15 protein-coding genes and 1 other RNA gene are annotated in these 14601 nt (G+C 48.9%); 4 read left to right on the top strand and 12 right to left on the bottom strand.

The window, feature by feature from the left end; genetic code table 11:
* Positions 1-309: 309 nt before the first annotated feature.
* Positions 310-683, bottom strand: an RNA gene (rnpB, locus tag F566_RS35735) — RNase P RNA component class A.
* A gap of 59 nt (positions 684-742) precedes the next feature.
* On the bottom strand, positions 743-1594 hold the full coding sequence (rsmI, locus tag F566_RS0122545; protein ID WP_020409300.1) for a 16S rRNA (cytidine(1402)-2'-O)-methyltransferase: 852 nt from the start codon (positions 1592-1594) through the stop codon (positions 743-745).
* A 236-nt stretch (positions 1595-1830) separates the two neighbouring features.
* On the opposite strand from rsmI, the gene F566_RS0122535 reads away from it, so the two are divergent.
* Genes F566_RS0122535 through F566_RS0122525 form a run of 3 tightly spaced genes read left to right on the top strand, consistent with a single transcriptional unit; the run spans position 1831 to position 4714 of the window.
* Positions 1831-3714 (top strand): penicillin-binding protein activator, encoded by a 1884-nt coding sequence (locus F566_RS0122535; RefSeq protein ID WP_157497015.1) that lies wholly within the window; start codon positions 1831-1833, stop codon positions 3712-3714.
* On the top strand, positions 3711-4088 hold the full coding sequence (locus F566_RS0122530; protein ID WP_020409298.1) for a YraN family protein: 378 nt from the start codon (positions 3711-3713) through the stop codon (positions 4086-4088). Before F566_RS0122535 ends, F566_RS0122530 begins: the two co-directional genes overlap by 4 nt.
* A gap of 32 nt (positions 4089-4120) precedes the next feature.
* Positions 4121-4714: a phosphoheptose isomerase gene (locus F566_RS0122525; protein WP_026180242.1), complete on the top strand. Its 594-nt coding sequence runs from the start codon at positions 4121-4123 to the stop codon at positions 4712-4714.
* Positions 4715-4769: 55 nt separating this feature from the next.
* On the opposite strand, the gene F566_RS0122520 is transcribed toward F566_RS0122525, so the two are convergent.
* The 9 genes from F566_RS0122520 to prfC all read right to left on the bottom strand — a co-directional run bounded on the left by F566_RS0122520 (position 4770) and on the right by prfC (position 12336).
* The gene (locus tag F566_RS0122520; RefSeq protein ID WP_020409296.1) at positions 4770-5183 is read right to left on the bottom strand and encodes a ClpXP protease specificity-enhancing factor; all 414 of its coding nucleotides are present in this window, start codon (positions 5181-5183) and stop codon (positions 4770-4772) included.
* Positions 5184-5188: 5 nt separating this feature from the next.
* Positions 5189-5821: a stringent starvation protein SspA gene (sspA, locus tag F566_RS0122515; RefSeq protein WP_020409295.1), complete on the bottom strand. Its 633-nt coding sequence runs from the start codon at positions 5819-5821 to the stop codon at positions 5189-5191.
* A 110-nt stretch (positions 5822-5931) separates the two neighbouring features.
* Complete coding sequence (locus F566_RS0122510) at positions 5932-6687, bottom strand: cytochrome c1 (RefSeq protein WP_020409294.1); 756 nt, start codon at positions 6685-6687, stop codon at positions 5932-5934.
* Complete coding sequence (locus tag F566_RS0122505) at positions 6687-7919, bottom strand: cytochrome b (RefSeq protein WP_020409293.1); 1233 nt, start codon at positions 7917-7919, stop codon at positions 6687-6689. The genes F566_RS0122510 and F566_RS0122505 overlap by 1 nt, the downstream gene beginning before the upstream one ends.
* Positions 7919-8500 carry a ubiquinol-cytochrome c reductase iron-sulfur subunit gene (gene petA, locus F566_RS0122500; RefSeq protein WP_020409292.1) on the bottom strand — a complete coding sequence of 194 codons (582 nt, stop codon included), beginning with the start codon at positions 8498-8500 and terminating at the stop codon, positions 7919-7921. Before petA ends, F566_RS0122505 begins: the two co-directional genes overlap by 1 nt.
* Before the next feature lie 295 nt (positions 8501-8795).
* Positions 8796-9188: a 30S ribosomal protein S9 gene (rpsI, locus tag F566_RS0122495; RefSeq protein WP_020409291.1), complete on the bottom strand. Its 393-nt coding sequence runs from the start codon at positions 9186-9188 to the stop codon at positions 8796-8798.
* Between the two features lie 12 nt (positions 9189-9200).
* Positions 9201-9629, bottom strand: a complete 429-nt coding sequence (rplM, locus tag F566_RS0122490; RefSeq protein WP_020409290.1) for a 50S ribosomal protein L13 — start codon at positions 9627-9629, stop codon at positions 9201-9203.
* Between the two features lie 194 nt (positions 9630-9823).
* Positions 9824-10600 (bottom strand): TatD family hydrolase, encoded by a 777-nt coding sequence (locus tag F566_RS0122485; RefSeq protein ID WP_020409289.1) that lies wholly within the window; start codon positions 10598-10600, stop codon positions 9824-9826.
* Between the two features lie 149 nt (positions 10601-10749).
* Positions 10750-12336: a peptide chain release factor 3 gene (gene prfC / locus F566_RS0122480; RefSeq protein ID WP_020409288.1), complete on the bottom strand. Its 1587-nt coding sequence runs from the start codon at positions 12334-12336 to the stop codon at positions 10750-10752.
* 418 nt (positions 12337-12754) lie between these two features.
* On the opposite strand from prfC, the gene F566_RS33785 reads away from it, so the two are divergent.
* Positions 12755-13477 carry a 4'-phosphopantetheinyl transferase family protein gene (locus F566_RS33785; protein ID WP_020409287.1) on the top strand — a complete coding sequence of 241 codons (723 nt, stop codon included), beginning with the start codon at positions 12755-12757 and terminating at the stop codon, positions 13475-13477.
* Positions 13478-13544: 67 nt separating this feature from the next.
* Here F566_RS33785 and F566_RS0122470 read toward each other — a convergent pair whose 3' ends face one another.
* Positions 13545-14225, bottom strand: a complete 681-nt coding sequence (locus tag F566_RS0122470; protein ID WP_020409286.1) for a hypothetical protein — start codon at positions 14223-14225, stop codon at positions 13545-13547.
* Positions 14226-14601: the final 376 nt, after the last annotated feature.

The following is a 14601-nucleotide window of genomic DNA, read 5'->3' as shown; positions in this document are numbered from 1 at the left end:
GTTTTTTTCAAGACAATGAAAGAGCGGTAATGAAGTTCACTTCCCCTTGAAAGACAAAGAGTTACCGAATGAAGAGAAGTTAGAGAGAAAAGAAAGGAGACAAAATTGCTTAATTTTCATAAAGGTACAAATCTATCTTCAATAGATTTGTGACGTTTAAGAATTTTTTGATCTAAAAAACAGATAAACAGAAGCTTTTGAAGAGAGTCCAGGGAGTTTCCACCACCCGAAAAGAGTGAGCGGAGATTCAGATTTATGGGGAAATTTTCCCACTTTGACGGCCTAAGCGACCATCAAAGTGGGAAAAGTATAGTGAGTCTGCCGATAAGCCGGGTTCTGTCGTGGACAGCCATTCATCTGGGATGCACGTCACCGTGCACCTCAAGCGACCTACCCGGGTCCAGCGTGGGCCACGCCGTTGGACCCCTATTTGGTCTTGCTCCGAGTGGGGTTTTCCATGCCATGGACTGTTACCAGCCATGCGGTGCGCTCTTACCGCACCATTTCAACCTTACCGGTGTTCGAAAACACTTAGGCGGTATATTTTCTGTTGCACTTTCCGTCGGCTCGCGCCGCCCAGGCGTTACCTGGCACTTTGCCCTGTGGAGCCCGGACTTTCCTCCCTCCAGAGAATCACCTACTACGTAGGCATTTCTCTGGACAGCAGCTGCCTGGCAGACTCGGCCGCAGATTAGCCACTTCAGCGCTTATATGCAACCAAAACCAGACACCCGGTGACAAATCAGCCCTCTTTTAAAGACAACGCGCGTTTATACAAATCGTTCTTACTCAACCCAGCTACCTCCGCAACAATCGCCGCCGCCTTTTTCACTGGTAACTCCTTCAGCAGCATGATCAGGAGCCTGTCGATGTCGATATCAGTATCAGACTCCGCAGACTCTTCCGCACCAGCCACCAAAACCACAAACTCCCCACGCTGCTGATCTGTGTCTTCCTGTAATTGCTGAATCAGTGTTTTCGCTGACCCGCTTAAAAAAGTTTCAAAGGTCTTGGTAATCTCCCTTCCCAGAACCACATCCCGATCTTCAAAGATCGCACATAGATCCTCCAGAAAATCCATAATTCTGTGGGGAGACTCATAAAAAATGAGCGTACGGGTTTCTTTCTTCAGACTTTCCAGCTGCTTTCGGCGCCCACTGCCCTTTGCAGGCAAAAAGCCTTCAAAAGCAAATCTGTCACTGGGCAGCCCGGCCACCGACAGGGCTGCCACCATGGCGCAGGCTCCCGGCACTGGGATGACCTGAACCCCCTGCGCCCGCGCCTCTCTTACCAGCGGGTAACCAGGATCAGAAATCAACGGTGTTCCGGCGTCGGACACCAAAGCCACTGACTCCCCGTCGAGCAACCTTGACACCAACCCTTCCGAGCGGGAGGCCTCATTAAATGCGTGCAATGACAGCATCGGCGTACCTATACCAAAATGACGACACAGCCTTGCACTATGGCGTGTATCCTCTGCTGCAATCACATCAACTTCCTTCAGCGTCGCCAGCGCCCTGGAACTGAGGTCCTCCAGATTTCCAATAGGAGTGGCAACAACATACAACCGTCCGGGGTTTGCAGGTTTGGACATATCTTTACCTTGCTATGGGAGTAATTCGACAAATAGATCCGACTGATCTAAATTCAGCCACCGCCCAACGGTGACAGCATATTTCGAGACTTTAACTTGAACACCGGACACCATTATCGCTAACTGCGTTACGAAAACTAACAACATTGTAAGCGGGAAACCGTGAATCATTTTTGCCCGGCACCACCTCTTTGATAGAATGCCGCCAACGGCCAGCCCAGTCTACATGTGGAATCATGATGTCAAAACGATTAACTTCGCCAATGCTTATTTTTATTCATCGTCTGATCAGAAAACCCGGACACTTATCTCTGATTGCTATCGCAGCCTTGGGACTTACCCTATCCGCCTGCGGCTCGAAAGAGACCATCAAGACCGGTCCGGAAGTTTCGGAAGCCATGCCTGAAGATGAAGCCGAACAACAGTTATGGCTGGCACAACGGGCGATTTCGACAGAACGGGCCGACTACCTTCTAAATGCCCTGGAGATATATCTTTCGCGCGAAGATTATAGCAACGCCGAACGAACGGTAACTGCAATCAACACCACCACGATTTCGCAGGCACAGTATGAGCGCTACATATTACTGGCCGGCAGTCTTGCCATGACGCTCAATAAGCCAGAACTGGCAATTACCTATTTTGAAGAAGCCCCCTCTGTCGCGTTTACCACGGCACCGCTTGAAACCCAGTTGAAAGCAGCTGATTTGCGGGCCGAAGCCCTGCTGGCGGCCAATCGACCCTTAGATGCCGCCCGGCTAAGAGCGTTTAATGCAGGCCTTTACACAGGTGAAAAATACTGGGAAAACCACAACAGCATCTGGAGCGCCTTGCGCGCCACCCCGGCTCTGGAGCTGAGCCGAGCCCTGGAACAGCCGCAGGACTATGACTGGCAGGGATGGCTGGAGCTCATCAATCAAATTCGCCTCCACCAGCACAGCCTTGACCAGCAGCTGGAAGCCCTGAACCAATGGAAAGATAACTGGCCGGCTCACGCTGCTGCCCAACATCTGCCCGATGAACTTCAAATGCTGATTGAGCTCCCCAACACCCGCCCTGAAAAGATTGCCTTAATACTCCCTCTGTCCGGCCCGCTTGAAAAAGTCGGAGCGGCAATCAGAGACGGCTTCTTTGCGGCTTTCCATGCCGACGCAGAAGTCAGCGCGATCAGCACAGAAATCAATGTCATCGACAGCGAACAACACAGCTCAATTCTGGACCTCTACCTGCAATTACAAATCGAGGACTATGATCTTGTCGTCGGACCACTCCAAAAGGAACAGGTATCGGAGCTGGCACTGCTTCCGCAGATGAATCCCCCTGTGCTGGCATTGAACTATGCCGACACCTTTGGCATGTCAACCCCCGGAATGTTCCAGTATGGCCTCGCGGCAGAAGATGAAATCACACAGATTCTCAATCATCTGGACGCCATGAAAAAATCCCGGGTAGCAGCCATCTACCCCGACGCCCCCTGGGCCATGGAGCTGATTGACGCCCTAAGGGAGAAAGAGCAAAACAATGAGGCATTTCAGCTTCTGACGTATCAGTACACGCAGGAAGACAGCCTTTCAAACGGCATATCAGCGCTATTGGATATAGAAGACAGCGACCAGCGCTACAATGAACTCAGAAACCTGATGGGGAAACTGGAATTTGAACCACGGCGACGCCAGGACATTGACGCCGCCATACTCATCGCTACGCCCACGATTGCACGACAGATAAAGCCCCTGCTAGCCTTCCACTACGCTTCAGATATCCCTGTGTATGCGACATCTCAAATCTATGCAGGATTTCAGCAAAGGGATAAAGACCACGATCTGGATAACGTCCGATTTACAGAGATACCCTGGCTGCTAAGTCAGACCATCCCTCTTCGGAGCGAAATCAAATATCTGGCTGGCATAAACCGGTATGAACGGCTGTACGCTATGGGCATTGACGCCTATCGCCTAGCTCCTCGACTGGCCTTGATGGAAAGATTTCCAAGCAGCCAGCTTCAGGGTATGACAGGCAATCTTGCCATTAACGAACACAACCAGATTCGTCGGCAACTTGAATGGGCAACATTTGAAAAAGGACAGGTAAAGACCCTGCTGACTCTGACTACACCATGAATCTTTTTCAATCGGTCCGAAACACAACAAGCCTCGGGCAATCTGTCGAAAAACAGGCGGCCCGATATCTAAGGCAGAAAGGACTCGCCATTGTCAGACAGAACTATCGCTGCAAGGGTGGCGAAATTGATATCATTGCCCGTGAGAAAGAGACGCTGGTATTCGTGGAAGTCAGGCATCGCAAGTCAAATCGCTTCGGCACACCCGCAGAAACTGTAACCCACCGAAAACAGCAGAGAATTATACTGGCCGCCCGAAACTATCTACTGACCCTCAAGAACCAACCGGCATGCCGATTTGATGTTATTGAGAGCTGGCCCGAACAATCGACCAATGTTAACTTTAACTGGATCAAAGATGCGTTTGGCTGCTAATGGCAGTCGTACCACATAGAGAGCGAGAGAGCATGAATAGCATAGAAAGAATCAACCACCTCTTTGAACAGAGCATTAAAACCAAACAATTGGCTGCAGAGGTTTTACCTCCACTCATTGATGCTGCCGGTCAATTGATGGTATCCGCACTCCTGGAGGAGAAAAAAATACTATGCTGCGGAAACGGCGGCTCCGCCGGAGACTCGCAACACTTTTCCTCTGAGCTTCTAAATCGCTTTGAAAGAGAGCGTCCCAGCCTTCCCGCTATCGCTTTGACAACAGACACATCCACCCTGACCTCTATTGCCAATGACTACAGCTACAATGAGGTGTTCTCCAAACAGATCAGAGCCCTCGGAAATGCAGGCGATATTCTTCTGGCCATCTCCACCAGCGGCAACTCTGCCAATGTCATTCAGGGCATCCAGGCAGCACATGATCGAGAAATGAAAGTTGTCGCTCTGACAGGAAAAGACGGGGGTAACATGACCTCATTATTGTCACAGGACGACATAGAGATCCGGGTTCCGTCAACATCTACAGCCCGTATACAGGAGGTTCATCTCTTGGCCATCCACAGTCTTTGCGACTACATTGACCGCTCTCTATTTGGGCCAACGGACTAATTAGAACCGACCAAGCACAAATAAACATAAAAAAACGGGCATTAAGCCCGTTTTTTTATTTCACAATCTTCAAGCTTGGCTTGCCGCCCCCAGGTTTTGGAGCCTCTTTCTTCTGAGCCTCCCCATCCGGCGATGAGCCTTCAGGATCCGGAGCTCCGCCCGGCTCAGAACCAAAGACCATTCCCTGACCATTCTCCTTTGCATAAATAGCCAACACGGAGACGATCGGCACAGTCACCTGCCGAGGAACACCACCAAACCGCGCGCTGAACTCCAGATATTCATTATCTATGGAGAGACCTCTGACCGCATGGGGACTTATGTTCAGGACTATCTGACCATTACTGACAAAATCCCGAGGAACATCCACCGAGGGGAGAGATGCATCAACCACCACATATGGCGTCAGTTGACTGTCAAGAATCCATTCATTCAATGCACGCAGCAAATAGGGGCGACTAGACTTCATAACAATTAGGAATTCATCTCCTGTTCAAGCTCAGACAAGCTGGCTTTAAAACTTTCACGGCTAAACAGGCGCTCCATGTATTTCAACAGAGGCTTCACCTGCTTTTCAGGCAATTCAATCCCCATGACCTGAAGACGCCAAAGAACGGGAGCCACGCAACAATCCACGATAGTGAACTCTTCATTCATGAAATAAGGCTTCTCAGAGAATATCGGTGCTGCCGCAATCAAGCTCTCACGCAGCTCTTTACGAGCCGCCTCAACTTTAGAGGCACTTTCCTTCCCTTCAAGAATAACGTCCGCCAGGCTGCACCAATCTCTCTGAATACGATGGATCAACAGACGGCTTTGCGCCCTGGCCACCGGATATACAGGCAACAGAGGAGGATGAGGAAAACGCTCGTCGAGGTACTCCATCATGATGTTCGGCTCATATAAAGCCAACTCACGATCTACAAGCGTAGGCAGAGAGTTATATGGGTTAAGATCCGCAATCTCTTCAGGCTTGTTATCCGGATCGACATCAATTACTTCAACTGCCACACCTTTCTCCGCCAACACGATTCTTACACGGTGGCTATAGTGGCTTTGAGCATCAGAAAAAAACGTCATTGATGACCGCTTGGTCACGACTCCCATAGATCTACCTCAGTCAAAAATTAAACACTGCTCTATAAACAGAAAAATCCAGCATTGGCGTCCCAATGCTGGAGCGAGTCTTAAAAAGGGTACTTATTATACACGAAAGACTAGTGCACGTCTTTCCAATACTCCCTGTTGAGCAAATAGGCAAATACAAACAGCACAAACAGGAACATCAGTACAAATGGTGCAATATAGTTGGCCTGCAACTTTGAGGGCTCACCTACATAGACAAGGAAATTTACCAGATCCCGCATCGCATCGTTGTATTCGGACGGGGTCATACTACCTTCCACAGCATACGACTGACATCCTGACACACCAATTTCCTGACCGCTCATAGGATCAATACCCGGTTTGCCTCCCGTGTGTGGCTTTTCCGCACACAACCCTTGAAGGTCGATCAACACGTGTGGCATCCCCACATCTTTGAACACTGCGTTATTCACCCCCCAAGGACGAGACTCATCCTTATAGAAAGTACGCAGATAGGTATACAACCATTCAGGGCCACGCAATCTGGCCACCAGGCTCAGATCGGGAGGAGGCGCACCAAACCAGCCTGCGGCCATCTTTGACTGCATCGGAATATCCATGAGCTCTCCAATCTTCGCATCACCAAAGATCAGGTTATCAACATAAAGCTCATGAGGAATACCGATATCATCAGCCACACGCTCGTACCGAGCATACTTCATGGAGTGACACCCCATGCAGTAGTTCGTAAACAAAGCCGCTCCAGACTGCAGAGATGCCTTGTCATAGATATCAACGTCAACGTGGTCCAAAGCCACTTTGTCCGACGCAGCCAGACCTTGAGCAGCAAACAGGGACAATAGCAGTGTGAATAAAACTCTTTTCATTAGTGCGTCACCCTCTCTGGAACCGGCTTGGTTTTCTCCATCCTGGTGTAGAACGGCATCAGAATAAAGTAAGCGAAGTACAGAGTCGTACAGACCGGCGCTAACCAATATGGCTGATCGTTTGGCGGAAGTGCACCGCAAATCCCCAAAATAACGAAACAGACGGCAAATATCAGCAACCAGATTCTGCTGAACCACCCTTTGTAGCGCATTGAACGCACAGGACTCTTATCAAGCCATGGAAGAACAAAAAGAATCGCGATTGCACCACCCATGACAACCACTCCCCAGAACTTCGCATCCAATCCCAGGAACGGAATAGTTACCGCCCTCAACATCGCATAGAAAGGAGTAAAGTACCATACAGGGGCAATATGCTCTGGCGTCTTGAGCGGGTTCGCAGGTTCAAAATTCGGCTTTTCCAGGAAGTAACCGTTCATTTCCGGGAAATAGAAGACAACCGTGCAGAATACAAACAGGAACACCACAACAGCAGCAATATCGTGAACCGTATAGTAAGGATGGAATGGAATACCATCACGAGGAATACCGTTTTCATCCTTGTTCTTCTTGATATCAACCCCATCAGGGTTGTTCGAGCCCACTTCATGCAGAGCCAGTACATGAAGCACCACAAGGCCAAGCAGAACAATTGGCAGCGCCACCACATGCAACGCAAAGAATCGGTTCAGGGTAATACCGGAAATCAGATAATCACCACGAATCCACTGCGCCAAATCTTCACCAACGACAGGTATAGCACCAAACAGGGATACGATAACCTGAGCCCCCCAGTATGACATCTGTCCCCAAGGCAAGAGATAGCCCATAAAGGCTTCCGCCATAAGAACCAGATAAATTGCCATCCCGAAAATCCAGATCAGTTCACGGGGCTTTTGATAAGAACCGTACATTAAGCCACGAAACATGTGGAGATAGACAACCACAAAGAAGGCAGAAGCACCGGTTGAATGCAGATAACGCAACAACCACCCGTACTCAACGTCCCTCATTATATATTCGATTGAGGCAAAGGCGCCTTCGGCACTTGGATTGTAGCTCATGGTCAGCCAAATACCGGTCAACAGCTGGTTTACCAAAACCACCATTGACAGAACCCCGAAGTAATACCAGAAGTTAAAGTTCTTCGGAGCATAGTATTTGCTCATGTGTTTTTCGAAGGCTTCGACGACCGGCAAACGCTCATCGATCCACTGAACTAGTTTTTGCATCAGGCGCTCTCCTCATCCAAGCCGATAGTCAGATTGAGACCTTCTGTATACATGTGGGGAGGAACCACAAGATTCGTAGGTGCAGGTACGCCCTTCAGTACGCGCCCGGCCATATCAAACTTACTCCCGTGGCACGGACAGAAAAATCCACCAAAGGCCTCATCAGGGATTACCTCAGGCACATACTGGGGCGAACAGCCCAAGTGTGTGCAGATTCCCACCAGAACCAAATACTCTTCCTTTATGGAACGATAAGAGTTCTTGGCATATTCCGGCTGCTGAGGCTTTTCCGAAGCAGGGTCCTGCAGACCATCTTCATGCTTGGACAGTTCAGCTAACATTTCCGGAGTACGGCGGACAATCCAGACCGGCTTACCACGCCATTCAACTGTCATTTGCTGACCCGATTCAAGCTTACCGATATTCACCTTGACAGGTGCACCGGCAGCTTTCGCTTTCGCGCTCGGGTTCCAGGAGGCTACAAAAGGTGTAATAGCGCCGACGGCTCCCACACCGCCAACCACCGAAGTAGCTCCTACAAGAAAACGACGGCGGCTCTTGTTCACGTCGCCTTGACTCATATTAGGTTTCTCCCATCAGGCAGCAATTTACCTCACCCACACTTTTATCCGCTTGGAGCGCTTACGCTCTCCTAACAGCCCAAAAAATCAAGTGATTTTGCTTGTCATTCTTCCGGCATAAAATCCGGCTGACATACTAATGAAAATACCTATTGGATACAAGGAGAGATGCCCCACAAGCCCCCACAAAAGCGCCTTTTTGAAGCGTTTTGGAGCCAAATCAATTTTAAGCAACATTATCTTCAGACATAAAAAAACCCGGAAATATCCGGGTTTCTTTTGAGCTTCCAGCGAATTAACGCTTGGAGAACTGAGGACGCTTACGCGCTTTGCGCAGACCCACTTTCTTACGCTCAACTTCACGCGCATCACGAGTAACATACCCGGCTTTACGCAGCGCAGAGCGATTAGCTTCATCATATTCGATCAGGGCACGAGTAATACCGTGACGAATCGCACCAGCCTGACCAGATGGACCACCACCTTTAACCGTTACCAGCACGTCAAACTTTTCAACAACTTCCAGCAGCTCCAGCGGCTGACGAACCACCATACGGGCAGTTTCACGACCAAAGTAATCATCCAGAGGACTGGAGTTTACAGTAATCTGACCATTACCAGGACGCAAGAACACACGAGCGGTAGAAGTCTTACGACGGCCGGTACCATAATATTGAGTAACAGACATTGCCTACCTTCCTTACAGTTTCAGTTCAATGGGTTGCTGAGCAGTATGAGGATGCTCTGAAGAAGCATACACTTTCAACTTGCGCAGCATGGCACGACCCAGAGGATTGTTAGGAAGCATGCCTTTTACCGCAGTTTCAATCACGCGCTCAGGGGCATGATCAATCAATTTCTCAAAGGACATTTCTTTCAGACCACCGGGATAACCAGTGTGACGATAGTACATTTTGTCCTGTGCCTTACGGCCGGTTACACGCACTTTCTCTGCGTTAACTACCACAATGTAGTCACCAGTGTCGACGTGAGGAGTGTACTCGGCTTTGTGCTTGCCCCTCAGACGACGGGCGATTTCAGTTGACAGACGACCCAAAGTCTTGTCGGTCGCGTCTACAACGTACCAGTCACGCTTTACGGTTTCTGGCTTTGCGCTGATCGTTTTCATTTAATTTCCCGCCTTACCATCTATATTAGTTACAGGCTATTACTTACATCGAACTTCAGGTTGGATGACAGAAGTTCATTCTGGACAACACTTTCAATCTCCAGCTTCGGGGCGTTGCTGAAAATTTACTCCATGTTAAATCCGGGCGCAGGATTATACTGTGGCCACAAAGGAAATGCCAGCTTTATTGGCAACTAACAGCTATCACTCAACGAAAACAGCTTAAGGGTGTTCTGTATCAACTGTTTACGCAATTGATGTCGCCCTTCCGAACGAATTTTTTCCAGGGAATGAAACACCTCGGACAAATACTCAGGTGAGTTACGCTTACCTTGCCTACCACATAGAGGCATATCTGGCGCATCCGTTTCAAGCACAAGAGATTCAGTAGGCAACGAAGCTATTGTCTTCCGTGTTTTTTGAGCGCGCTCATAGGTGATCACGCCCCCAACCCCAATCCGCATTCCGATATTCCAGAAAGCAATAGCCTGCTGATAACTGCCGGAAAAACCATGGACGACACCATCAGTGACTGCAGATTGGCGAAGAATAGAAGCCACCTGATCATTTGCCTTACGGGAATGGACGATTACAGGAAGGGAAAATTCTTCAGCAATGCGGACCTGCCGCTCAAAAAACTTCTGTTGCCTGCCATAATCCACATCAATCATTCGATCAAGGCCAGTTTCGCCAATTGCGACTATCCTTGAACGCTCGCTTTTGACGAGGTCTCGCAATTCGTCCAGCGCACTATATTCCACGTTTCCCAGAAAATAGGGATGCAGCCCCAGCGCTATACGGACACATGGATATCGTTCAGCCAGAGCCAAAACATTCGGCCAGCTCTCAGGCGTCGTGGAAGGCACCACCAAAAGCCCTACACCGCTGGCCGTAGTGCGGGCAACCACCTGATCTCGGTCCTCATCGAAGGCAGAAAAATCCAGGTGGCAGTGACTATCTATATATTCCACACTCTAAATTCCACTTTACCCTGCATGTTCAATGTCGTGGTACAGAGACGGCACAACAACCGCCCCATGCTCTGACTCAGCTCAGGGCATACACCTAACATACATCAGCCTTCAGTATCAGGACTACAGGCAAAGCTTCACCAGAACGATTAATGTTCTCTGGTTTTGCGGAAGGTAACATCCGGGTGACGCTCTTGCGCCAGCTGCAGATTCACCTGGGTCGGAGCCAGATAGGTCAGATTATCCCCCCCATCCAATGCCAGGTTTTCAGACACCTTTCGCTTGAATTCTTCTAGCTTCTTCACGTCAGATGAATCCACCCAGCGCGCAGTTGTCACATTCACCGACTCGTACATTGCATCCACTTTATACTCGGATTTCAGCCTGTGTACGACCACATCGAACTGAAGCATCCCCACCGCGCCAACGATCAGATCGTTGTTATTCAGAGGACGGAACACCTGTACAGCACCCTCTTCACTCAACTGGATCAAGCCCTTCTGAAGCTGCTTTGACTTCAACGGATCCTTGAGCCGGATGCGACGGAACAGCTCCGGTGCAAAGTTGGGAATACCGCTGAACTTCAAATCCTCACCTTCCGTAAAGGTATCACCGATCTGAATGGTGCCATGATTATGCAGGCCAATAATATCACCGGCAAAGGCCTCTTCCGCACGAGTACGGTCACCTGCCATAAAAGTAAGAGCGTCAGCAATACGAACATCTTTACCAATGCGAACATGGCGCATTTTCATATTTTGCTGATAGCGACCTGAGCACACCCGTAAAAACGCGATGCGATCCCGATGCAGAGGATCCATATTCGCCTGAATCTTGAACACGAACCCGGAAAACTTCTCTTCTGTCGATTCCACCCTGCGTCTATCGGTTTCCCGCCCTTGTGGCGCCGGCGCCCAGTCCACCAGACCATCCAAGACATGATCAACACCAAAGTTACCCAACGCCGTCCCGAAAAACACAGGCGTCATGGTACCCGCCAGAAACTCTTCCCGGTCAAATTCGTGTGATGCGGCTTGAACCAGCTCGACTTCTTCACGCAGGATTGCAGCGTCATGACCAAGCGCTTCGTCAAGCTCCGGATTATCTAACCCTTTAATAATTCGCCCATCCTGTACCGTGTGGCCTTTACCGGTCTGGTTCATGATGACTTCATCACGCAGGATGTGGTACACCCCCTTGAAGCCTTTCCCCATACCAATCGGCCAGGTAATGGGCGCGCAGTTGATCTTTAAAACATCCTCGACTTCATCAAGCAGTTCTACCGGATCCCGGATATCCCGGTCCAGCTTGTTCATAAAGGTGATAATGGGGGTGTCTCGCAAACGAGTAACATCCATCAGCTTGATGGTTCGATCTTCAACACCTTTAGCGCTGTCAATCACCATTAGACACGAGTCGACGGCCGTCAGGGTACGATAGGTATCTTCCGAAAAATCCTCGTGCCCTGGTGTATCCAGCAGATTCACAAGTGCATCATGGTAAGGGAACTGCATAACCGAAGTAGTAACGGATATCCCCCGCTCCTTCTCCATCTCCATCCAATCGGACTTTGCGAACTGACCAGATTTCTTGCCCTTTACAGTACCCGCTTTCTGTAAGGCGCCACCGTGAAGCAGTACTTTTTCAGTAATCGTCGTTTTACCGGCATCAGGGTGAGAGATGATAGCAAACGTGCGTCGCTTGGTAATTTCGTTGGATAGATTGCTATCAGCCATACCGCTTTTCCTAATTTGTACTCTACGTTGAACTCATTGGAATAAAAATGGCCCTTCTGAACACAAAAGGCGCGGTATTGTATCCGAATGAAGACCTTCTATAAATCTAAGCACCATAATTTTTACTTGTCAGCACGTTGAACAGAGCCCATTGAGGAAAAAATCTGAAATAGCCAGCTGAAACATATCAAATGAAATAATATCGCCAAGCAATGGCAGCTATGTAAACAGACATGAGCTTCTACACAAGAACTTAACCACCTTCATTCATGAAACCGGTCCAAGGTCTTTAATCTTTTAAATACGAGATCGTATATTTAGGCTTACCTATTATTTAGACTTTCCTATAGGCTGATACCATTTCATGCGAGAAAGGCAACACTAATCGCTTCATTATGATGGATAATATTAAAAAACCATGTGCAAGCAGAACCATCCATTCCTGCTAAAAGAGAATCACTCTTTCACTCATGATAACCAGATACAAACGGTCCATATTCACTATGATCGCACACAATTCTCTGACGAGCTGTTCGAACACTTCAATATATTGCAGCCCAAAGAACTAAATAGATCGGTCATCCAGAGGAAATCCGAGTTCCTTGCGGGTAGGTATGCCGCCTCCAAAGCGCTCAATGCCTTAGGCGTTCCGCACAGCCCACTGGGGATAGGACAACATCGTAACCCTATATGGCCCAGCCCGGTCATTGGCTCAATTACTCACACCCAAGAGGTTGCGATATGCAGCGCATCAAAACAGCCAGCAATGGAGTTTCTTGGAATAGACATGGAATATTGGTTTTCAGAAGATCAGGTCATGGCACTAAAGGCCAGCATCATCAACCTTGACGAGGAACGCCTGCTTCGCCATGAAAGCATCCCCTTTGAAAAGGCCGTTACCATAGCGTTTTCGGCCAAAGAAAGTCTTTTCAAGGCACTATACCCGAGAGTCAGAAGTTACTTCGGATTCAGTGCAGCCAGACTAACCGAACTGAATCCCACCGAAAGTCGTTTTACTTTAATACTCAACGAAGATTTACCTGGCGACATTTATCGGAAAGGCAATCGGGTTAATGGATATTTTTGTTTATCAGATCGTTGGGTGGAAACTATGGTGACAGGCCCACTAGTCCGGAGCTGACGTCACCACATTAATCTGTGAGATTGCCCCGGATAAGGGCGACACCGGCAGAGTCATCAGAACAGTATCAAGCGACCCTTGAACCGGTTTCTCTCTGGAACCATTGCAGAATGTCGGACTCTTTAACATCTACTTTTTTGGCAGGAGCGTTATTTCCTTTTTTCCCTGCAATCTGCAAACGCTGCTCAGCATAGACTGGCCCAAGCACGGAGACAGGGACATCATGTCCTTCATCATTCATGAGTCGCCTAAGCTGCTTGAAGATATCCACGGGCGGTGGATTCTCACTCTTTTCCTCACAATCCCGCTGGCGAATACCAAAAATTTGTCCCCAATGCTCCACCGCCTGCTCCCAGGCCTCGGTAAAAGTGAGCTCGGTGGATACTTCAAAAAACTTTACCGGGACTTCTGCACCATAACCAACCCGGAATCCACAGGACCATCGCCCCCCGCGGTTCAGAATGTCAGCCGTCAGACCTTTCATTCCTACACGCCTGGCAGGCTTGGTGCGTGGATCATCATACCGAATGAAATTTAAATATTGCTGCACGGCATGACGCTTCATTAGTTGCAGATCAATAATGCGGGCTCTAAGCTCCTGGTATTCACACCAAACGTGTTCTTTCACTGTAGATGGAGACTGATCACTGAAGAATCGCTGATGCTGTTTACCATTAATGGAAACTGAGACTTTCCAGCCGCTGAATCCGCTGGGATGCTCTCCTGGCAAGTATCGCGTAACGCTCATGGTTGACTAAATTCTCTTACTGCTTTGTTCGGTTAATTTGTTATTTACTTCTGGGAACCACTAAGAATGCTTAGACGGAAAAAGGCCCTATGAGTTTCAGAACTTTTTTATAAAATCTAATGGTTTCTGTCTCACACGGATCCGGTGAAAACCTCCCCCTGAACGGGGCAGCTGTACATAAGATAACCTTTTCTTTGGCATATACCAACTATAACCTCAATCACCACAAACGATATCGCCGTCCAAGGCATCAAAATGTAAGCCTCCACACCCTCAAGCGCTTGTATCCTATTTCACGCCGATGTATCTCGATATATGGCCTTATAGGTCCCATTCTACAGACAACGGAACATAATCACAGCATTGGAACATGGTG

Origin of the sequence: Hahella ganghwensis DSM 17046, from assembly GCF_000376785.1 — a bacterium.
Taxonomy (GTDB): domain Bacteria; phylum Pseudomonadota; class Gammaproteobacteria; order Pseudomonadales; family Oleiphilaceae; genus Hahella; species Hahella ganghwensis.
The sequence above is the reverse complement of the archived record's forward strand: the minus strand, read 5'-3'. Positions and strand labels throughout refer to the sequence as shown.

Excerpts from the sequence above, each read along its gene's own strand:
- rsmI (WP_020409300.1), bottom strand. The coding sequence starts at position 1,594 with ATGTCCAAACCTGCAAACCCCGGACGGTTGTATGTTGTTGCCACTCCT.
- F566_RS0122535 (WP_157497015.1), top strand. The coding sequence starts at position 1,831 with ATGATGTCAAAACGATTAACTTCGCCAATGCTTATTTTTATTCATCGT.
- F566_RS0122530 (WP_020409298.1), top strand. The coding sequence starts at position 3,711 with ATGAATCTTTTTCAATCGGTCCGAAACACAACAAGCCTCGGGCAATCT.
- F566_RS0122525 (WP_026180242.1), top strand. The coding sequence starts at position 4,121 with ATGAATAGCATAGAAAGAATCAACCACCTCTTTGAACAGAGCATTAAA.
- F566_RS0122520 (WP_020409296.1), bottom strand. The coding sequence starts at position 5,183 with ATGAAGTCTAGTCGCCCCTATTTGCTGCGTGCATTGAATGAATGGATT.
- sspA (WP_020409295.1), bottom strand. The coding sequence starts at position 5,821 with ATGGGAGTCGTGACCAAGCGGTCATCAATGACGTTTTTTTCTGATGCT.
- F566_RS0122510 (WP_020409294.1), bottom strand. The coding sequence starts at position 6,687 with ATGAAAAGAGTTTTATTCACACTGCTATTGTCCCTGTTTGCTGCTCAA.
- F566_RS0122505 (WP_020409293.1), bottom strand. The coding sequence starts at position 7,919 with ATGCAAAAACTAGTTCAGTGGATCGATGAGCGTTTGCCGGTCGTCGAA.
- petA (WP_020409292.1), bottom strand. The coding sequence starts at position 8,500 with ATGAGTCAAGGCGACGTGAACAAGAGCCGCCGTCGTTTTCTTGTAGGA.
- rpsI (WP_020409291.1), bottom strand. The coding sequence starts at position 9,188 with ATGTCTGTTACTCAATATTATGGTACCGGCCGTCGTAAGACTTCTACC.
- rplM (WP_020409290.1), bottom strand. The coding sequence starts at position 9,629 with ATGAAAACGATCAGCGCAAAGCCAGAAACCGTAAAGCGTGACTGGTAC.
- prfC (WP_020409288.1), bottom strand. The coding sequence starts at position 12,336 with ATGGCTGATAGCAATCTATCCAACGAAATTACCAAGCGACGCACGTTT.
- F566_RS33785 (WP_020409287.1), top strand. The coding sequence starts at position 12,755 with ATGTGCAAGCAGAACCATCCATTCCTGCTAAAAGAGAATCACTCTTTC.
- F566_RS0122470 (WP_020409286.1), bottom strand. The coding sequence starts at position 14,225 with ATGAGCGTTACGCGATACTTGCCAGGAGAGCATCCCAGCGGATTCAGC.